Below are 20,661 nucleotides of genomic sequence, written 5' to 3'. Positions count from 1 at the left end.
CTCCATGACGCATTAATTATTGTTCTATATGTTGAATGATAGTAGCTAAATCATTCTCAGCAAAGCCATTTTGTTGGTGTGCTTGTAACTGTAGTAGGGCTTTTTGTGCAACAGGTATCTCTAGGTTAAAGCTTTGTGCGAGTTGTAAGGCATTGTTTAAATCTTTGGAGAGGGTTTGGACTTTCCACTGCACAGGTTCAAAGGTGTGCGTTGCCATACGAGGAGCAAGTATTTGTAAAGGTTTAGAATCAGCAAAACCGTCTGCAAGCGCAGGTGCAAGTAATGTGGTATCTACACCTGCTTGATCAGCAAGAGCAACAGCTTCAGCAATCAAGGTGCTATTGGCTGCAACGATCAGTTGATTGCAAATCTTTGTCGCTTGCCCTGTTCCTGAGTCACCCATACGTGTTACGCGTTGAGATAGGACTTGATAGATCGGATTGAGTTGTTCGATTGTCTTGGCATCTCCACCTGCAAAGATCACCAGTGTGCCTTGTTCAGCGCCTATTGTTCCACCAGAGACAGGGGAATCAATCCATGTGACTTGTTGTTGTTGAGCAGATTGAGCCAGTGCTTGGGTTGTTGCTACCGATAAGCTCGAGAAATCAACGATAATTTGTTGTGGTTGTAGGTGAGTTTGGATTTGGGTGAAAACACTTTGAATCGCTTTGTCATCTGCTAAGCAGGTCAAAATCACTGGATAGTCTGCAATTTTATCGAGTGTTAACGCGACTGCACCTTGCTGAATCAGCGGTTCACAAGCATGTGGACTACGGTTCCACACGGCAACTGTGTAGCCTGCTTGAAGGAGTCGGGCTGCCATGCGGGTGCCCATTAACCCCATGCCTAAGAATGCGATAGGTGTTCTTTGACCAAGTTTCATGTTTATTGCCTGTATTGTTTTTTGTACGTAGCGGAGTCTGCCAAGTGCTCATCTTATTTCAGGATATGCCTTCGGCGACCTACTTTTCAAGGATGAAAAGTAGGCAAAAATCCTTTGTTGAGCTGATGGCACTTCCTTGATGCCACAGCTCAACGGCGACATCCATGTCGCCCCGCGATAGTTGATGATGGCGCAGAGATAGATTTGATGTTGAATTCAGTTTACTTATACTGACGTGGTAAAAACTCAACTTCAGGATTTTTATCTTTCTTGCGTGCAAGGGCGCTGTTTTTACCTAAAAGAAGTTTAAGTTGCCACAGCTTTTCTAAACGTAAGGCTTTTTCTGGTTGATGTTGCATCGCATCTAATACACGTTTAGCCGCCATGACTGCATCAGGTGAGCGTTGTAGCATTTCTTGAGCAATGTGATTTGCTTTTGCTAAAGGATCTACGTCTAAATGAGTGACCAAGCCGATTTCTTTGGCATATTGAGCATCAAAAATACGGGCGGTTAGGGTCAGTTCTTTGGCTAAATCCACCCCAATTAAACCTTTTAAAGAGCGCGTTAAGCCCATATCAGGCACGAGTCCCCAACGGCTTTCCATAATCGACATTTGAGTATCTGGTGTGGCAATGCGAATGTCAGCAGCGAGCGCAAGTTGCATACCGGCCCCAAAGCAATAGCCTTCAATTGCAGCGATGACTGGAATCGGTAAATTTTGCCAAATTAAAAACGCTTTTTGAAAGAGACTTTGTCCTGGCTTAATCAGTTCCCATGCTGCAAATACGGTGTTTTTAGGATTGTTTAGGTCAGATAAGTCAATGCCTGCACTAAACACCTGCGCTTCACCCGTTAAAATGACACAACGGATAGAGCGATCTTTTTCAATTTTTTTGGCGGTTGCGACAAGTTCCTTTAACAATGCAAAACTCATTGCATTACGTTTATCTGGACGGTTGAGGTAAACCGTTGCAATGCCATTGTTCTTTTCAACGCGTAAAACGGCCATTTGTCATACTCTTATTGTGTTTGATGATCGGCAGCATAGCATGAGTTTTTAAGATGAAACATGACACAACAGTCACCTTAGCTGTCATTCAAATTTAAGATTAAATTTGCTGATTGTCTGACTTGTTCAATGGCAAAGTTGAGCTCATTAAAACGATGATTGGTTTCTCGCGTAAAGCCTTCATCTGCTTTGCGACGCTCTTTACGCAGCGTCGAAACAAATTGTTCAAATTCACCTGCAACACGTTGTAAGGTTGGGGTGCCGACATAGCGTGTTGCGCCATAAAGGCGATGTAGCACATGTTCAAGTTGCGGGAAGTCTTCAACCTCAATCAGTTGTTGCATTTCAGTGAGTTCGGTATCAAAACTGTCGACTAGCATCCGCAATAAGTCTTGGGCTAAATCTTCTTTATTGGCAGCCAGTTGAATGCTTTGTTGCCAATTTAGAATTTGTGGATCAATCGATTCGACAGGACGTTTCGTTTCATTATTTACGGGTTGAGAGCTAAAGTTATTCTTGGTCCACTGGGTCAGTATCTGAATGATTTGCTCCATTTGAATCGGTTTGGTGACATAGTCGTTCATACCGACTTTGAGGAGTTTTTGTTTTTCATCCGCCAATGCATGTGCCGTCAGGGCAATGATCGGCAGTTGCATGCCTGAATCTAAAGTTGATTCTAATGAGCGAATCGCACGTGTGGTATCAATACCTGACATAACAGGCATTTGAATATCCATAAATACCAGATCGAAGGGTGGAGATTTTTGCTCTATACGCTCTTGAATAATATCAATGGCTTTCTGTCCACTCAGTGCTTTGGTGGTGGTGACATTAAGCTCACCTAACAGTGCTTCCAATACGATTAAGTTCGGTAAATGGTCATCCACAGCTAGGATATGTAAGCCTTGACCATTAAAATCCTCTGCTTCTTGTTCAAAAATAGGTTGATTGCCTAACAGTTGAATAAGCTCACGACGGCTTAGGGGTTGGTAGATTGGGCGAGCACGATACTCATTCAGCATGTTTGGATCAAGGCTCATCTGATAGCCGTAAACAGCAAGATTGCCATGATAACGTTGACGAATTTCTTTGAGTAACGCTTCGGTATCGCCACTGTGATCGACGATGAGCCAAGTATTTTCTTGTTGATTGAGGTGATTGAGTCGACTAAATAAATCTAAAATTGACTGTGTCTCTATATGATTAACATGATAATTTTCAAGATATAAACGGAGTACGCTAGCTGTTGCAGGGTGTGCAAGATAAGACACCACTTGTAAATGCTCAAAGCGTGGGTGTTCGATTATTGCATCTTGCTCATCAACTTTAAATGAAGCGGTAAACCAGAAGGTTGAGCCTTTTTCTGTTGGTGCACGTTCTTGGTTGTCTTCAAACCCGATTTGCCCTCGCATCAAATGCACCAGTTGTTTGGAGATGGCTAAGCCCAGCCCCGTACCGCCAAATTGACGTGTAACTGAGGCATCGCCTTGCGAGAAGGATTCAAATAATCGCTTGCGATCTGTACCGCTTAAGCCAATCCCACTGTCTTGAACGCTAAAATGTAATAAACATTGTCCAATCTCATCATCTTCCATGCGCACGCGAACGATGATTTCACCATCAGGTGTAAATTTAATCGCATTGGAAATGAGGTTGGTGAGGATCTGTTTAAAGCGTAATGCATCACCCACCACATGTTGTGGGATGTTATCAGCATAATAAAATGCCATATTGATATGCTTTTGTGCGGCCAATGGCGACAGCATATCCATGACATCAAAAATGGCTTCCTCAAGATCAAAGGGCGCGGTTTCAAGTTCTAACTTACCAGCATCAATTTTAGAAAAATCAAGAACATCATTGATCAGTGCTAGAAGGTGGGCTGAAGATTTTCGAATGGTTTGTAAATAAAGGTTTTGCTCATTACTCAGGTTTTGCTGACGTAACAACAAATGAATAAAGCCATCAATACTATTTAATGGTGTTCTTAACTCATGGCTAATATTGGCGAGAAAGACTGATTTTGATTGATTCGAAGAAATCGCTTGGTCGCGTGCCTGACGATAGGTAATGTTTTGGACTTCTAAGGTGTCGAGTGTGCGGCGTAAGTCTTCTTCAGTTTGTTCGGTATGTTCTTTTAATTCTAAGAAACTGAAGTGTAAGCGCTTCACCACATTGGCGATATCTCGCTGTAATAAACGTAGTTCCCCTGTGCTGTTGACCACAATATGCTGATCCAATGTATCGGCATTGAGACGTTGCATTTGCATGCGAATCTCGTATAAAGGTGCGAGCCAACGCCGAGAAAAAACATTTAAACAAAATAATAAAATTAATAGGGTTAGGAGTCCTGTGGCAACCAGTGAGAGTAAAATCTTATAGCGTGCGAGTTCGAGTGAGTGGTTGTTCAACTCAATCATTAACCACACTGAATTGGGATTGATGGTATCAAGTCTTACACCGTAAATATTATTGTTATTATGCGGAATAGGGCCAAAAAAATGACCGTTTTTGGGGAAGTTTGGCCAGAAGCGATTGTTTTGGTAGCCAACGGTTAAATAAGTTTGTCCTTTATTGTCAATCAGTACTGCGCGTTGTAGGTTTTTTTCATCAAACATCTTCTGCATCAGGTTTTGAGCGCGGTCGTATTGATCAGGATGCTCTTGTATGAGATGAAATAACTCATTTGAGCTTTGATGGTAACGCGCCAAAATGGCAGAAGCTTCAGCGTTTTGTTGTTGTTTGGCGGCATTGGTTGTTTCTGATAAAACCCAGATAATTCCTACACCCGTCAAAATCGCGATCGGAACAAAAATAAGAGCAATCAGTTGCCCATAAGCATGATTGAGCCGTAAACGTTTGGAAATGGCTTTGTTGAAGTTTGACATAGTCGCGGCAGATTTATCGTTCTGCAAAATATCTTAGCATGCTTTGTATGGGGGTGAGCATTGAGCTGCCAATAAAAAGCAGCGCGAAAAGGTGCAGTCTCTCTGTTTTTTTCATACAATAGCGCCACCTTGATATCGGTGTCGATCATGACGAATACGCAAACTGATTTTTTAGCAGATGAATTTTTACTGGATGACTATGTCGGTAAAACCCCTTTAGTGCGTTTGCAGCGGTTAGCAAGTCATACTCAGGCCACGGTATTAGCAAAATTAGAAGGGAATAACCCTGCTGGTTCTGTCAAAGATCGTCCTGCATACAATATGATTATCCAAGCGGAAAAGCGTGGTCAGATTCAACCAGGCGACACGCTTATTGAAGCAACCAGCGGCAACACGGGCATTGCTCTCGCAATGGTCGCAGCCATGCGTGGCTATAAAATGAAGCTGATCATGCCGAACAATATGAGCCAAGAGCGTAAAGATGCTATGTTGGCATATGGTGCTGAGTTAATTGAAGTGACGCAGCAACAAGGCATGGAAGGCGCGCGTGACTTGGCATTACAAATGCAAGCCGAAGGCAAGGGCTTGGTACTCAATCAGTTTGGTAATCCTGATAATTCAGAAGCACATTATCTGACGACAGGTCCTGAGATCTGGCAGCAGACCGGTGGAAAGATCACTCATTTTGTGAGTTCAATGGGGACCACAGGCACGATTATGGGCGTGTCGAAATATCTAAAAGAACAAAACCCTGAGATTCAAATTGTTGGTTTGCAACCTGCAGATGGCTCAAGCATTGCTGGGATTCGCCGTTGGCCACAAGAATACTTACCAACGATTTATGATGCGAGTCGTGTGGATCGTATTATGGATATTCCACAGATTGAAGCAGAAAAAACCATGCGTAAATTGGCACGTAAGGAAGGGATTAGTGCAGGGACATCTTCTGGTGGCGCTGTTTGGGCTTCGATTAAGATTGCAGAACAAACGCCAGATGCAGTGATTGTTTGTATTATCTGCGACCGAGGCGATCGTTACTTGTCGACGGGGTTGTTTTCAGTGCAAGATGAAGACCAAGCCTAACTGAATTGTATTGAATGATGAGCTTACGTTTTCCGACTTTAGTTTTTGATATTGAAACACTGACCGATTTAAAAGCTGGTGCTCATCTTCATCACCTTGATTTACCAGACGCTGATGTGGAACAGGCACTGACCAAGATTCGCCGTCAAGAGTCAGGCGTGGATTTTCAGCGTTTACCTTTACATGAAATTGCCTGTATTTCTGGTTTGTGGATTGATGAAAAGGGTTTTCGACTGTTTTCATTTAGTCGAGAACAAAATTCAGAAGCAGAAATGTTGACTAAGTTTTTGTCTATTTTTGATAAGAAACAGCCGACTTTGGTCAGTTGGAATGGCTCACAGTTTGATCTGCCTGTGATCTTATTTCGTTCTATGTATCATGGACTTGTGGCACCGAGTTTATTTGATCAAGGCGAAATTGATCAGCAGAAACGTTTTAATAATTATCAAAACCGCTACCATCATCGCCATGTTGATTTGATGGATGTGATGGCCATGTTTAATGGTCGTAATTTTCAAAAATTGGATGATATTGCCTGTCTGCTCGGCTTTCCAGGAAAGCGTGGTGAATCTGGCTATCATGTGCCTGAGTATGTCCGTACTGAGCAATGGTTAAAATTGACCAGTTATTGTGAAGGTGACGTTTTAAATACTTGGTTGGTTTATTTACGTTGGCTACTGTTAAAAGGTCAGCTTAATCAACAGGATCATGGTCAGTTGATCCAATCAACGGTTGAATATTTACAAACACAAACGCAACAATCAGATTTTTTACAGGTATGGCAGCGAACATCGCAATATACTGTATTCACCGCAGATACTTTTGCGCCAAAAAATTAGGTTCATCTTTTGAAACAGAAAGCGAAACATCGTCCAGCCCAAAATCCCATTTATACTTTTCAAGTCGAAGCTTTTTCGCATGAGGGGCGAGGGATTGCGCATTATGGAACGCATGCAGATCATCCTAAAGAAAAGCAGGGTAAAAAAGTTTTTATTCGGAATGCTTTAGTCGGTGAAACTGTTCAGGCAAGGATTACCCATCAGACCACCCGCTTAGAAGAAGCTGAAATGCTGACGCTTGAGAGCGAGGCTGCTGAGCAGAGAATTGAGCCGATTTGCCCTCATTATGGGGTGTGTGGTGGCTGTAGCTTACAACATATTCATCCTGATGAGCAGATTCGCCTGAAGCAAAACGTATTGCAGTCTCATCTACAGCATTTTGCGGGCTTACAACCCGAACAGTGGCTAGATCCAATCCGCTCGGTGAAAACGGATTATCGACGTCGTGCTAGGATTGGTGTTCGTTATATCGCAAAGCAAGACCGCTTAGTGATGGGCTTTCGGGAGCATCACAGTAATCACTTAACGGCCATTCAGCAGTGTAACGTACTGGAACAAACCTTATCCGCAACATTACCTGAGTTGAGAAAGCTACTCGAGAACTTAAGTGCTAAAGCACAGATTGGTCATATCGAGTTGGCTATGGGGGATCAGGACGTGGCATTGTTAATTCGTCACTTAGATGAATTAAATGTGTCGGATGTCAACCAATTACGTCAATTCGCGTTAGATAAACAATGGCAGTTGTACTTGCAACCCAAAGGTGCGGACAGTGTACATCGAGTGGATGATCCGCGAGCACCAATGCGCTTGCATTACCGTTTAGAAGACTTTGATGTCAATTTTGCATTTTCACCGTTGGATTTTACACAAGTAAATGGCGCTATAAATGCTAAAATGGTTCAATTGGCATGTGAATTGCTAGAATTACAGCAAGGAGAAAGGGTGCTTGATCTATTTTGTGGATTAGGTAACTTTTCCCTCCCTCTAGCACGTTGTGTGGGTGAGACAGGTCAAGTGGTGGGTGTTGAAGCAAGTGATGAAATGGTACAGCGGGCGACGGAGAATGCAAAAGCAAACGAGCTGCCTCATGCCGTGTTCTTTTCACAAGATTTAACAAAAGATTTTTCGCATCATTCTTGGGCAAAACAAGGATTTGATGCATTATTGATTGATCCTCCTAGATCGGGTGCACTTGAGGTAATGCAATATGTACCGAAGTTTGGAGCAAAAAGAATCGTTTATGTTTCATGTAATCCTTCAACACTGGCAAGGGATGCGGGTGTATTGGCACAATATGGTTATCGGCTCAGGAAAGCTGCAGTGATGGATATGTTTACCCATACTGAACATGTTGAATCTATTGCCTTATTTGAAAAAAATGAGTTTGATAAAATCTAAGAGATAAACGATTAGAAAATGAGTTATATATCCAGAGGAGAATGGTATGGTCACAGTACGTGAACAGTTACCTGGGCGATTCCAAGAATTGTCTGAGGAAGCGACTGTAGAACATGCCGCTGAAGCGCAAAGTAGTCTAGTTTCTTGGCTAGATCGAGTGTGCGATATCTTGGATAGGGCGGAGCTGAAACAACTACAAAAAGTTGCAGAGCTTACCTTAGCAAAAGAGTTAGAAACCACGGTTAATCATCATACCAATACCTTTAGTACTGGGATTGGTATGGCAGATATTCTAGCGCATTTACATGTAGATGAAGATACGTTGTCAGCGGCAGTATTATATCGCAGTGTACGTGAGGGATTGATCACACTTGAGGATATTCAGCGTGAGTTTGGTGAGCAAGTATTGGGTCTCGTCAAAGGGACACTTGCGATGGGTAAACTGTCTGAGTTAATTGAGAAAAATAAGCGTCTAGAAGATCATTTTAATAATAACCAGCGTGAACATTTAAACGGCATTTACAAGATGCTCATCTCGGTGACAGAAGATGTGCGTGTTGTATTAATCAAATTGGCAGAGCGTACTTATGCATTGCGTGAGTTAGCAAATGCAAGTAAAGAGCGTCAAGAACGGGTCGCTCGTGAAATCTTAACCATTTACTCTCCGTTGGCACATCGCTTAGGGATTGCGCAACTGAAATGGGAGCTGGAAGACCTTGCCTTTCGTTACTTAGCCCCAGAACGTTATAAAGAAATTGCATCGTTACTGAATGAAAAACGTTTGGAGCGAGAGCAGTACATTCAGTTTGTGATTGATAAGCTTAGGACTGAATTGGGTGTATATGATATTCAGGCTGAAATTACAGGGCGAGTGAAGCACATTTATTCGATCTATCGAAAAATGAAAAGCAAGAATCTCAGCTTCGATCAGCTCTATGATATTCGTGCAGTGCGTGTATTGTTGAAAAGCGTACCCGATTGTTACCATGCTTTGGGGATCGTGCATCAGTTATGGCGTCATATTCCCAATCAGTTTGATGACTATGTGACTAACCCGAAAGCTAATGGTTATCGCTCGTTGCATACGGCAGTTATTGCCGAGAATAAATCACTAGAAGTGCAAATTCGTACTTTTGAGATGCACGAAGAGGCCGAACTCGGGGTTTGCTCGCACTTTAACTATAAAGAAGGTGCGAAAAATACCGACCACTCCTTTAATGATCGCTTGCATTCATTGCGTGCAGTACTTGAACATTATCAAGAGCGTACAGAAACCACACCGCATGGCGAAGATGATGAGTCGAATGGTATAGATCAGATTCAAGATTTTGAAAATTTTGAAAAGATTTACGTATTTAGCCGTGATGGTGATATTAAGGAGTTAGCGCGCGGTTCAACGGTTCTCGACTTTGCATACCATGTGCATACTGAGGTCGGGAATAAGTGCTATGCCGCACGGGTGAATCAGCGTTATGTGCCATTAACCTATACCTTAAAAACAGGTGAACAGGTTGAGATTCTAACCAAGAAAGATCGTGAACCAAACCGTGATTGGTTAGTGAATTCGTTAGGTTATATCAAAACCTCACGTGCACGAGACAAGTTACGTCACTGGTTTAGACAACAAGATCGTAGTAAGAATATTGAAGTGGGTCGAGAGCTGCTTAATAAGGAACTTGCACGGCTGGCTATTCACCCAAAAAGTATTGATTTAAAAGATTATTCATCTCATTTTAATCTGAAATCTGGTGATGATATTTTAGTTGCATTGGTCAGTGGCGACATTAGTCTGCATGCGCTGATTAACCAAGTGAACCGTCAGATGCATTTGGATCAAGATGAGCCTGAGTTGGTCTTGAAGCCTGCATTGAATCCGCGTGCCAGCCATACTTTATCTGCACATGGCATCTTGATTGATGGTTTGGATAATGTGGAATTGCACATCGCTCAATGCTGTCAGCCTGTACATGGTGAGTCAATTGGCGGCTATATCACCTTGAATCGTGGTGTGAGCATTCATAAGGTGGCATGTACAGATTATATCCGGATGACAGGGTTAGAGCCTGAGCGTGCAGTAGAAGCGGATTGGGAAATGCAACCGACCCGCGGTCAAAGTGTGCAGATCGTGGTTGAGGCTTATGATCGTCGTGGTTTACTGAAAGATTTAACCCAAGTGATTTTTTCTGATCAAATCAATATTCGACAGGTCAATACAATTTCTGAATCAGATGGTATTGCCAATATGAAGTTGCTGATTGAAGTAAAAGGTTTAGCACAACTCTCTCGTCTATTGGCCCGCCTAGAGCAACAACCTGGAATTATCAGTGCCAGACGTTTAGTTCAAGGAAGTTAAACATTATTCGAGCATAATAAAACCCGCTTAAGCGGGTTTTATTATACTTGCACTCTATCAATATTAATCATCAGATGTAGCTGAATATAATATCTATATTAGATTTTGCATTTTTTGCTTTTTTGATAAGTGGTAATGTTATCAATATTTGCTTGAGCTTTAGCCTTAATCGCCTCTTGAACAGAAAGGTTGTTGGCATCAGAAGTGTCTTCTTCGCCTGCAATATTATTTGCAATTTGGCTTGCTTTAGCCGTCTTTTCTGAGTTGCCACCAAATGCAGTTAATGCACCGCTTGCAACACCAGCCCATTTACTAATCGCTTTGCCAGGTGCTTGGGCATTGGCATTAATGTTGGCAATATTTTTTTCTGCGCTCGCGAGTTCACGTTTTGCATTGGCTTGTTCAACAGAAAGCGTTGGACAGTCCATTGCTCTTAATTCAGTCGTTGAGAAAGGTTTACCCTCAGTTGCAGCAAAAGTAGAAAAAGAAAGCGTTGCAGCAGCAGTTAAAACTAATAGTTTTTTCATATTATAAACACTTTAAAAGTTTTCGGTTAAATGGCCAATATGTATTTGGCGGGTGGATTCTATTTAATTTATTTTTAAATGTCACGATTTTTTAATACTTTTTTAAAGAATTGTCTGTCTACCTGGTTAAAAATCTCTATTTTATTTCTATTGGTTCTATTTTTTCTTGATTTTTTATTTGTATCTATTTGATTTTTATCATTTAATTTTGTGTTTAAAAACTTCATTGATATAATTCACATTTTTTTAACATTATGCAGGATTGGTTGGTGGGCTGAATTTTATTTTAAATTTTGGCTTTATGTGAAAGTTAAACTAAATTAAGCGTTGTAATTATTAAAATAAACCACCTTAAATAGGAGTAAAAATCATAAGGTGGTTAAAACCATTAATGCTGTTTTGATAATAATAAATTGCTTAGACGATTTAGAAATTGCGGACTGATACTGGATATTTTGTAAAGTAGTTTAGTTTTTATGCCTACAGGTGTATGCGTCGGAAGGAGGAGATGGTTTTTTTGTAGGGCTAAATTCAATACCTGTTTAGCCACATCGGTTGGAGTTAAATCAATGCCCATATTTTGAATGCTTGCTGCATCCATATTTTTAACCATATTGGTTTGAACAAACAAAGGCATAACATCCAATACACGAATATTATATTTTTGCCACTCGACATCGAGGGCTTCTGTTAAACCACGCACTGCAAACTTGCTGGCAGAATAGGATGCTAAATCCGCTTGGCCATAAATTGCGGAGGCTGAAGATAGATTAATCACGCGCGCAAAACGGGCATTTTTGAGATATGGAAAGGCGGTATGACAGCCGTTTAAAACACCTTTGACATTAATATCAATGATACGGTGGTGTGATTGAATCGAAGTATGCTCAAATGCACCAGAATATAAAATCCCAGCATTATTAATTAAAATATTAAGTTCACCTGCCCAGTCTTGAAACTCTTGCAGCGCAATTTGCCATTGCTGTTGATGACTGACATCTAAATAGCCTGCTTTAGCATTTTCCCCAAGTTCTTTTGCTAAATCCTGAGCCTGTTCTTCATTGATATCATAGATTCCAACTTTGAATCCTTTTTGATGGAAAAGGCGAGCGATTTCAGCACCGATTCCTTGAGCTGCTCCACTGATAAAAACGCTATATTGCATGGCTTTCCTTTATATTGATATTTCTTGAGTGGGTGTATATTACGCATAAGCTGCTTTATGCTGCAACAATTTGGTTGGATTGGGTTGGGAGATCATCATGGAAAAGTTATTAGAAATCATGCGACAATTGCGAGAGAAATGTCCATGGGATCAACAGCAAACACCCAATAGTCTGACTCGCTATGCCATTGAAGAGGCTTATGAGGTCGAAGCTGCGATTCGAGTAGGTGATTTAGATGAAATCCGTAATGAACTGGGAGATCTGTTACTTCAAGTGGTGTTCCAATCGCAAATGTTTAGTGAGCAAGGTGCATTTAATTTTCAAGATGTTGTGAATGCCATTAGTGAGAAACTGATTCGCCGTCATCCACATGTATTTCAGGCTGAAAAATATCAAGATTTAAGTTCAGAACAAGTCAGTGAGTTATGGAAACAAATCAAGCAGCAAGAGAAGCAGGGCAAAGCCCAGTCGCGTTTAGATGAGATCAAGCATGCACCTGCATTGGTACAGGCACATGAAATTCAAAAGAAAGCGGCACAACTTGGTTTTGACTTTGAAACAATTGACGATGCTTATGCAAAATTAGATGAAGAGTTGGCAGAGTTACAACAAGCGATAAACAATCAAAAAGCCGATGAAATAGAAGAAGAATTTGGTGATTGTCTATTTTCTTTGATCAATGTAGGACGTAAACTGGGGCTGTCGAGTGAGACAGCATTGTTGGCAACGATTCATAAATTTAGACATCGTTTTGCCTTTATTGAACAACAAGCACAACGACAACAGAAAGACTTGCAAGAAATGAGTTTGGCAGAAATGGACGAACTATGGGAGCAAGCAAAACGACAATTAAAACTTCAGGGGATCTCCAATGAATTTGCCGCAACTCAGCAGCAAACATAATATTTTTTTGTGCTTGGTTTTTTGGTTGGGTTGCGTGCCGAGCACTTACGCACAGCAGTTTGATCAATCCTATCAAACATGGAAAGCGCAGCAGCAAACACGTGATCAACAATTGGCGAATCAGCCGAACAATCACTATTATCTATCACGACCTGCATATCAACAAAGTTCCAAGCAGGTTTCATCTTCTGTAAATATTCGTGGTGATAAAATCAGTTTAAATCAAGCGAATCTACAGCAGTTGCAAGCCTTAGATGGTGTGGGCGAGAAAAAGGCGCAAGCCATTGTCGCGTATCGTCAAAAGAATGGTGGTTTTAAAACGGTTGATGAACTGATGAATGTAAAAGGAATAGGACCAAAGTTGCTTGAGAAGAATAAAGCAAGACTGATACTTTAGAGAGGTTTGGGAATGAAATCACGCATTAAACGCATCGATCTATTGAATCTTCAACAGAATAAATTGCCCTTTGTGTGTGTTAGAGCTATGATTAGCGACAAATTGTTATTTACGTCCTGACGTAGGAGACAGTGTCTTTTGCAAACTTTGCGTGCGTCAAAATGTGGTTTATCCACAACTCAACTTCCTTCCTCCATATTAGATGTGATTGATAGCCTGACGAAAGCTGGCTATGAGGCATATATTGTGGGTGGTGGTGTTCGTGACTTGATGTTAGGTCTTAATCCGAAGGATTTCGATGCAGTTACTGATGCGACACCAGCTCAAGTGAAAGAAGTTTTTGGTCGACGTTGCCGTATTATCGGGCGACGTTTCGAACTAGCACATGTTTATTCTGGTCGCGAGTTAATTGAAGTTGCGACTTTCCGTGCACCCCCTAAAAAAGCAGTCACCAGTGCATCTGGTATGATTCTTCGTGATAATAATTGGGGAACGATTGAGCAGGATTTCGCACGTCGAGATTTCTCAATCAATACTTTATATTATCAACCCCGTCAAGGCATTGTGCTGGATTTTTGCGATGCTGTTGACGATGTTAAGTCACGTACATTACGTTTCCTCGGTGAACCTGCACAGCGTTTTGAAGAAGATCCAGTGCGTATGTTGCGCGCATTGCGTTTTGCGGCAAAACTGAATTTTCAAATTGATCAATCTATTCTCGATGTATTTAATCCTGAGATGACGCAGTTGTTGCGTGATGTCTCGCCACATCGTTTATATGATGAGTCGCAAAAGCTCTTTACCATGGGGCACTTAGCCCGTGTGTTACCAATGTTGATTGATTTTGGGGTATGGAAGCAGTTATTTGCTGAAATTCCACCGAATATCACTGCATTTATAGAACGCGCAGCTCGAAACACCGATCAACGGATTCAAATTGGGAAAACCATCAATCCTGCATTCTTTTATGCAGTATTGTTATGGAAACCATTTTTAGAGCGTTGTGAGTTTTATTTAGCTAAAGGTGTAGTTCCTGCTGAAGCACGTGCTCAAGCTGGGCTTGATGTATTAAAGCGTCAAGCAACGCGAACCATTATTCCACGCTTTGCTGAAACCTTTATCCGTGAAGTTTGGGAAATGCAAACGCGTTTGTTGAATCCAAAACCACAACAAATAGAAGCTTTGGCTGGACATGCACGCTTCCGAGCTGGATTTGATTTCTTGTTACTTCGTGAGAAATCTGGTGATACTCAGACTGACGGCATGGGTGTTTGGTGGGAAAACTACCAAGAAATGTCGGTTGATCAAAAAGAAGCGGCAATTCGTCAGTACAATCGTCAGCGCAGTAGAACCCGTCGTAAGGCGGCTGATGCGGATGAAGCTAAAGTCACTGAAATAGAGCCTTTAGTCAATGAACCTGAACCAAGAAATCGCCGTGCCAAAAAAGAACGTGTGAGAACATCTGAATCTGCGAGTCGTTTCATTGAAAAAGCAACGCTGGATCCGCATCAGATTCATGCGGATCATCCGATTCTAAAGCGAAAGCGTGTTCAACGTGATTTAAGTCAAGTGGTATTTGGACCAACGCAATGACAATTCGCACTTTTATTGGTCTTGGAAGTAATTTAGGGGATTCGCAGCAGATTTTATACGAAGCTGTTGCGAAGCTCGCGACTTTAGGTCCTGTACACGTTTCACGGCTCTATCAAAGCCCGCCAATGGGACCTCAAGACCAACCCAATTTCTTAAACGCTGTTGTTCAACTGGATACTACACTTACTCCTTTGGCTTTACTTGATCAATTACAACAATTTGAGCAAGAAGCAGGACGTGTACGTTTACGTCGTTGGGGTGAGCGTACTCTTGATCTGGATTTGCTGATCTATGGTCATGAGCAAATTCACAATGAACGTTTGACTGTGCCTCATATTGGTATTCTTGAGCGTGATTTTGTGGTTATCCCTTTATTAGATTTAGATGCTCATTTACAGTTAAATGGTCATTCGTTAAAAGATTTAGAACTGGTACAGCAAGCAAACTTGACTGTAATCGCAAATCAGTCTTGGGCAACCGCTTAAGATTATTTTGTTCTGGAAATGCCTGTAGAGGACATCATCATGATTAGTCTAAGTGACTTAAGAAAGTTTAAAGCCGAAGGACGCAAGTTTTCTTGCCTCACTTGTTACGATGCAAGTATGGCAAAAGCGATGGAATTGGCTGAAATTGATACGATTTTAATTGGTGATTCTCTAGGAATGGCGATTCAAGGCAGAGACTCTACACTTCCTGTCACTGTTGAAGATATGGCTTACCATACTGCTGCTGTACGCCGTGGTAACTCACATGCTTTGATTATGACTGATCTGCCATTTATGAGTTATGCAACGCTTGAAGATGGTTTGAAAAATGCCAAGACCGTGATGCAGGTTGGCGCTCAAATGGTCAAGATCGAAGGCGGTGCATGGTTAAGCGAGTTGGTTACGGTATTGACTCGTAATGGTGTTCCTGTCTGTGTCCACTTAGGCTTAACGCCACAATCGGTCCATGTTTTTGGTGGTTATAAACTTCAAGCGAGAACACGTGAAGCAGCAGATCAATTGATTGCGGACTGCCAAGCGGTAGTTGATGCTGGTGCTGCTGTTTTATTACTTGAATGTGTACCTGCTCAACTAGGCAAAGAAATTGCTGAATTATTCCCGAACACGCCTGTGATTGGGATTGGTGCGGGGAATGAAACCGATGGTCAAGTCTTGGTTGCACAAGATATGTTGGGTTTAACCTTTGGGCGTGTTGCGCGGTTTGTACGTAACTTTATGAAAGAGCAGGCGGGTGAAACGGCGATCTTAGATGCCTTTAAAGCGTATCATGTTGCCGTCCAAGACCAGTCTTTCCCAGCAAAAGAACATACTTTCCACGTTGAGCTTTGATTCATGAAAACAGAAACAACGATACAAGGCTTAACTGCGTCACTTGCACCCGCGCGTACTGCAAAAAAGATGATTGGTTTTGTACCCACCATGGGCAATTTGCATGAAGGTCATTTGACTTTGGTTCGTGCTGCGAAAAAGATCTGTGATGTGGTAGTGGTCAGTATTTTTGTCAATCCAATCCAGTTTGGCGCAGGTGAGGATTTTGATAGCTACCCACGTACTTTAGAGCAAGATAGTCGGTTATTGGCCGATGTGGGCTGCGATATTATTTTTGCACCTTCTGTCGAGCAAATGTATGGCAGGCATCCTCGTTTGACCAATATCAGTGTTGGTCAAATTACCGATGATTTGTGTGGTCAGTCTCGTCCAGGTCATTTTGACGGGGTCGCGGTTGTTGTCACCAAGTTATTCAATATTGTACAACCTGACTATGCCTTCTTTGGTGAAAAAGACTATCAGCAGTTGGCGGTGATTCGTCAATTGGTTCAAGACTTAAACATGCCGTTGGAAGTGATGGGTGTACCAATCGTTCGTGCTGAAGATGGCTTGGCATTAAGCTCACGCAATGGATATTTGTCTGAACAACAACGTGCGGTTGCACCAACAATTTATCAATTGTTAAAACAGGCCGAGCAACAATTGCATGAAGGGCAAGTGCTTTCACAAGTGTTAGCAAATGTCTCTGCTCAATTGACACAAGCTGGGTTCATTGTGGATTATGTGGAAGCTCGACAAACCAACTTGCAACCTATTGAACAATTTGACCAAGATTTGGTGTTATTTATTGCCGCAAAACTTGGTTCAACACGGTTGATTGATAATTTACAAATACATTTTAAAACTTAGAACTTGAAAATAAAAAGGGCAAAATGCCATGAAGCGTATTCTTATCGTCACAGGACAATCTGGCTCAGGAAAATCCTCTGCATTACAAGTGCTTGAAGATCTGGGGTATTATTGTATTGATAACTTACCTTTGGCATTGTTGCCTGAAATAGTGGCAAAACTAGATCGTGAAAACAATCTGGAACAACTGGCTTTGGGTGTCGATGTTCGAAGTACTCGTGCCGATATGCAAGAGTTCGATCAAGTTTTTGACCAATTACAAAAACATGGTTCAGTGGATATTATTTATTTAACCACGCAAGATCAAAGTTTGATTGCGCGTTTTAGTGCATCACGCAGACCGCATCCTTTGGCGAATCGTTTTAATAGCCTGTTGCAATGTATACAGGAAGAAAAACAGCTACTGATTCCGATACAATTCCGCTCTACTGTGCATATTGATACGACGGATAAAAGTGTCCATGATTTAAAGCATATTTTGTTGTCTAAACTGGGACAATCGAATAATTTGATTGTTATTTTGCAGTCCTTTGGTTATAAGCACGGTATTCCATTGGATGCTGATTATGTATTTGATGTTCGTCATTTACCTAACCCGCATTGGGATTTAGAATTACGTCGTTTTTCTGGCTTGGATGAGCCAGTACGTCGTTTTTTAGAAAGTAGTCAACAAACCAGTGAAATGTTTGAAGATATTTATACTTTTTTAGATAAATGGTTGCCTGCATTTGCAGAAGGACATCGCCACTATATGACGATTTCAGTGGGATGTACCGGTGGGCAGCATCGTTCAGTTTATATTGTGGATAGACTCAAACAAGCCCTTGAGGCAAAATGGGCTGTCCAAATCTTACATAGAGAAATGAAGCACTGGTCATGATAGACACAACAATTGATGTAATTAATAAACTCGGCTTACACGCACGCGCATCTGGTAAACTTATTGAAGTGACGACGAAGTTTCGTTCTTCTATCCAAATTGGTAAGGGCGATAAGTTGGTTGATGCAAAAAACATTATGTCATTGTTGATGCTAGGTGCTGGTAAGGGCACCACATTAAGATTAGTCATTGAAGGTGCTGATGAAGAAAAGGCACTGGAAGAAATTCAAACGCTGTTCGCAGCAAAATTTTATGAGGCAGAGTAATAGTGTCACGTCGTACCCAGCAGCGTTATACCGATGAAGATTTTGAGTCATTAGAAGGGCGTGCGAGTAGAACTGAGCAAAAAAAAGCAGTACAGCGCATGGCCGCTTTGGGTGAACAACTGGCTCAATTGAATCCAAAACAGATTCAAAAACTGCCTGTCGATGAGCGTTTAATTGATGCGCTGCTTGATGTACAAACGATTAGTTCATATGAAGCAAAACGTCGTCAGTTTTTACGAATTGGTAAGTTATTACGCAATGAAAATGAAACCACGATTTTGTCTTATTTAACACCGCAGCAAGGTGCTAAAAAACAAATGCAATTGATGCGTTGGGTTGATCGTATGATTGATCAGGGTGACCCGATTATCAATGAATTTAGTAAAGTTTATAATGCTTCTGAGCGTCATACTTTACGTCAGCATGTGTTACGTATTCATCGTGATATCAAACGACAAGTGAGTGAGGAAGAGCTTGAAGCCTCCAAGCTTAAGCTGGTCAATTATGTACAGCAGATTGCTTTATTGTCTGATCAAGGTTAAAGCTAAAAAAGAAGTTTCCTTGGAAACTTCTTTTTTTTGAGGATTAATGTCCAAATTCACCTGACGCACGTTGTTTTGCCCACTCACGTAAAATAAATTTCTGTAATTTGCCTGTTGATGTTTTTGGGATTTCAGTAATCACGATATCTTTCGGAACTTTAAAGCGGGCCAGCTCTTTGTGACAGTGCGCAATGATTTCTTCGGTTGACGCGGATGCACCTTGTTTGAGTTCAATAAATGCGCATGGTACTTCCTGCCAGCGTTCATCAGGTTTCGCCACGACCGCAGCGGTGAGCACAGCAGGATGGCGATAGAGCACATCTTCAACTTCCAAAGACGAAATATTTTCGCCGCCTGAAATGATAATATCTTTAGAACGGTCGGTAATTTTGGCATAGCCGTCAGGATGACAAACGGCTAAATCACCGGTATGGAACCAGCCACCTTTAAATGCCTCTTCAGTCGCTTGTGGGTTTTTCAAATAACCTTTCATGACGATATTGCCACGGAACATAATTTCTCCCATGGTTTGACCATCATTGGGTACAGGTTGCATGCTCTCAGGATCAAGTACACGCATACTGTCTTGCAACGGATATGGCACGCCTTGACGTGAATGAAGTTGAGCCTGTTCCTGAATAGATAAATCACTCCAGCCTGCTTGCGTTGCGCACAGTGCTGAAGGGCCATAGGTTTCAGTCAAGCCATAGACGTGATTTACATTTATGCCGATATGATGCATGCCTTCAATAACGGCAACGGGAGGGGCTGCACCAGCGACCATCACCTCAACATGATGTTCAAATACAACTTTTTGTTCTTGAGGTGCATTGATGAGCATGGATAAAACAATCGGTGCGCCACAGAAATAATCAACTTTATGCTGTGCGATATATTTAAAGACCAGTGCAGGATCTACACGACGTAAACAAATATTGGTGCCACCACTTGCAGCAATTGACCATGCAAAACACCAACCATTACAGTGAAATAGTGGCAGTGTCCATAGGTAAACTGCACGAGGCTTCATTCCGCAAGCTAGAATATTGCTTGCTGCATTGAGATAGGCTCCTCGATGGTGATAGACCACACCTTTCGGATTGCCTGTGGTGCCAGAAGTATAGTTTAGACTGATTGCATCCCATTCATCTTGGGGTAAATGCCATTCAAACTCTGGGTTACCTTGGGCGATCCAAGATTCATATTCGTATTGTCCAATGGCAATTTGTTCACCATCAAATTCAGTATCAAACACATCAATCACAATAATGTCTTGTGGAACGAGTTTGAGTGCCTCTACTGCGACTTGTCGAAATTCAGGATCGACCAACAGCACTTTAGCCTCTGCATGCTCCAACATAAAGGCAATGGTCTTGGCATCAAGGCGAGTATTTAAGGTATTTAAAACCGCACCTGCCATCGGTACAGCAAAATGTGCTTCAAGCATGGCAGGGATATTGGGTAATAACACCGAGACGGTATCATTTTTCTGAATCCCTAATTTTTCGAGTTGATGAGCGAATTGACGGCAGCGCTGGTAGGTTTGTTGCCATGTGATATGACGTTCAGCATGAATAATTGCCGCTTGATCTGGATAAATATAAGCAGCACGTTCTAGATAGCGTAACGGAGATAACGCGACAAAGTTTGCTGGTGTTTGTGGTAACTCATCATATGCACTGACCATGTGTATTGCTCCATGAATGTTTTTTTCATTTCTATCTAGATCAACATAGTGTTTCGTTCA

General features: G+C 41.8%; 19 protein-coding genes. 13 read left to right on the top strand and 6 right to left on the bottom strand.

Annotated features, from left to right (window positions below; all coding sequences use genetic code 11):
* Window positions 1-16: 16 nt before the first annotated feature.
* From MMP72_RS13655 to MMP72_RS13645, 3 genes are all read right to left on the bottom strand, one after another.
* A complete protein-coding gene (locus MMP72_RS13655; RefSeq protein ID WP_241318134.1) occupies window positions 17-883 on the bottom strand; it encodes an NAD(P)-dependent oxidoreductase in 867 nt (288 codons plus the stop codon).
* Between the two features lie 221 nt (window positions 884-1,104).
* On the bottom strand, window positions 1,105-1,893 hold the full coding sequence (locus MMP72_RS13650; protein ID WP_241318132.1) for a crotonase/enoyl-CoA hydratase family protein: 789 nt from the start codon (window positions 1,891-1,893) through the stop codon (window positions 1,105-1,107).
* A gap of 77 nt (window positions 1,894-1,970) precedes the next feature.
* Window positions 1,971-4,781 (bottom strand): ATP-binding protein, encoded by a 2,811-nt coding sequence (locus MMP72_RS13645; protein WP_241318131.1) that lies wholly within the window; start codon window positions 4,779-4,781, stop codon window positions 1,971-1,973.
* 147 nt (window positions 4,782-4,928) lie between these two features.
* On the opposite strand from MMP72_RS13645, the gene cysM reads away from it, so the two are divergent.
* Genes cysM through MMP72_RS13625 form a run of 4 tightly spaced genes read left to right on the top strand, consistent with a single transcriptional unit; the run spans window position 4,929 to window position 10,457 of the window.
* Window positions 4,929-5,864, top strand: coding sequence for a cysteine synthase CysM (gene cysM / locus MMP72_RS13640; protein ID WP_241318128.1), 936 nt, complete (start codon window positions 4,929-4,931; stop codon window positions 5,862-5,864).
* A gap of 17 nt (window positions 5,865-5,881) precedes the next feature.
* Window positions 5,882-6,703: a 3'-5' exonuclease gene (locus MMP72_RS13635; protein WP_241318126.1), complete on the top strand. Its 822-nt coding sequence runs from the start codon at window positions 5,882-5,884 to the stop codon at window positions 6,701-6,703.
* A 9-nt stretch (window positions 6,704-6,712) separates the two neighbouring features.
* Window positions 6,713-8,104 carry a 23S rRNA (uracil(1939)-C(5))-methyltransferase RlmD gene (gene rlmD / locus MMP72_RS13630; protein ID WP_241318124.1) on the top strand — a complete coding sequence of 464 codons (1,392 nt, stop codon included), beginning with the start codon at window positions 6,713-6,715 and terminating at the stop codon, window positions 8,102-8,104.
* A 46-nt stretch (window positions 8,105-8,150) separates the two neighbouring features.
* Window positions 8,151-10,457 carry a bifunctional (p)ppGpp synthetase/guanosine-3',5'-bis(diphosphate) 3'-pyrophosphohydrolase gene (locus MMP72_RS13625; protein ID WP_241318120.1) on the top strand — a complete coding sequence of 769 codons (2,307 nt, stop codon included), beginning with the start codon at window positions 8,151-8,153 and terminating at the stop codon, window positions 10,455-10,457.
* A 98-nt stretch (window positions 10,458-10,555) separates the two neighbouring features.
* Here the strand turns inward: MMP72_RS13625 and MMP72_RS13620 are convergent, their stop codons facing one another.
* Window positions 10,556-10,984 carry a hypothetical protein gene (locus tag MMP72_RS13620; protein WP_241318118.1) on the bottom strand — a complete coding sequence of 143 codons (429 nt, stop codon included), beginning with the start codon at window positions 10,982-10,984 and terminating at the stop codon, window positions 10,556-10,558.
* Window positions 10,985-11,372: 388 nt separating this feature from the next.
* Window positions 11,373-12,149, bottom strand: coding sequence for an SDR family oxidoreductase (locus tag MMP72_RS13615; RefSeq protein ID WP_241318116.1), 777 nt, complete (start codon window positions 12,147-12,149; stop codon window positions 11,373-11,375).
* A gap of 97 nt (window positions 12,150-12,246) precedes the next feature.
* Here MMP72_RS13615 and mazG point away from each other — a divergent pair, with 97 nt between their 5' ends.
* From mazG to yjgA, 9 genes are all read left to right on the top strand, one after another.
* Window positions 12,247-13,053, top strand: a complete 807-nt coding sequence (gene mazG, locus MMP72_RS13610; RefSeq protein WP_241318114.1) for a nucleoside triphosphate pyrophosphohydrolase — start codon at window positions 12,247-12,249, stop codon at window positions 13,051-13,053.
* Window positions 13,022-13,450, top strand: coding sequence for a ComEA family DNA-binding protein (locus tag MMP72_RS13605; RefSeq protein ID WP_241318112.1), 429 nt, complete (start codon window positions 13,022-13,024; stop codon window positions 13,448-13,450). The genes mazG and MMP72_RS13605 overlap by 32 nt, the downstream gene beginning before the upstream one ends.
* Before the next feature lie 138 nt (window positions 13,451-13,588).
* The gene (gene pcnB, locus MMP72_RS13600; RefSeq protein WP_241318110.1) at window positions 13,589-15,043 is read left to right on the top strand and encodes a polynucleotide adenylyltransferase PcnB; all 1,455 of its coding nucleotides are present in this window, start codon (window positions 13,589-13,591) and stop codon (window positions 15,041-15,043) included.
* Window positions 15,040-15,528 (top strand): 2-amino-4-hydroxy-6-hydroxymethyldihydropteridine diphosphokinase, encoded by a 489-nt coding sequence (gene folK, locus MMP72_RS13595; RefSeq protein WP_241318107.1) that lies wholly within the window; start codon window positions 15,040-15,042, stop codon window positions 15,526-15,528. The genes pcnB and folK overlap by 4 nt, the downstream gene beginning before the upstream one ends.
* A 39-nt stretch (window positions 15,529-15,567) precedes the next feature.
* A complete protein-coding gene (gene panB / locus MMP72_RS13590) occupies window positions 15,568-16,377 on the top strand; it encodes a 3-methyl-2-oxobutanoate hydroxymethyltransferase (RefSeq protein WP_241318105.1) in 810 nt (269 codons plus the stop codon).
* A 3-nt stretch (window positions 16,378-16,380) separates the two neighbouring features.
* Window positions 16,381-17,226: a pantoate--beta-alanine ligase gene (gene panC, locus MMP72_RS13585; RefSeq protein ID WP_241318103.1), complete on the top strand. Its 846-nt coding sequence runs from the start codon at window positions 16,381-16,383 to the stop codon at window positions 17,224-17,226.
* 28 nt (window positions 17,227-17,254) lie between these two features.
* The gene (gene rapZ / locus MMP72_RS13580; protein ID WP_241318101.1) at window positions 17,255-18,106 is read left to right on the top strand and encodes an RNase adapter RapZ; all 852 of its coding nucleotides are present in this window, start codon (window positions 17,255-17,257) and stop codon (window positions 18,104-18,106) included.
* Window positions 18,103-18,372, top strand: coding sequence for an HPr family phosphocarrier protein (locus tag MMP72_RS13575; protein ID WP_241318099.1), 270 nt, complete (start codon window positions 18,103-18,105; stop codon window positions 18,370-18,372). Before rapZ ends, MMP72_RS13575 begins: the two co-directional genes overlap by 4 nt.
* Window positions 18,373-18,374: 2 nt before the next feature.
* On the top strand, window positions 18,375-18,914 hold the full coding sequence (gene yjgA, locus MMP72_RS13570) for a ribosome biogenesis factor YjgA (protein WP_241318097.1): 540 nt from the start codon (window positions 18,375-18,377) through the stop codon (window positions 18,912-18,914).
* A gap of 43 nt (window positions 18,915-18,957) precedes the next feature.
* On the opposite strand, the gene MMP72_RS13565 is transcribed toward yjgA, so the two are convergent.
* A complete protein-coding gene (locus MMP72_RS13565) occupies window positions 18,958-20,601 on the bottom strand; it encodes an acyl-CoA synthetase (protein ID WP_241318095.1) in 1,644 nt (547 codons plus the stop codon).
* Between the last annotated feature and the right edge of the window lie 60 nt (window positions 20,602-20,661).

Source organism: Acinetobacter sp. NIPH 2699, assembly GCF_022549355.1.
GTDB lineage: Bacteria > Pseudomonadota > Gammaproteobacteria > Pseudomonadales > Moraxellaceae > Acinetobacter.
This window is presented reverse-complemented; position numbering and strand designations above follow the sequence as displayed.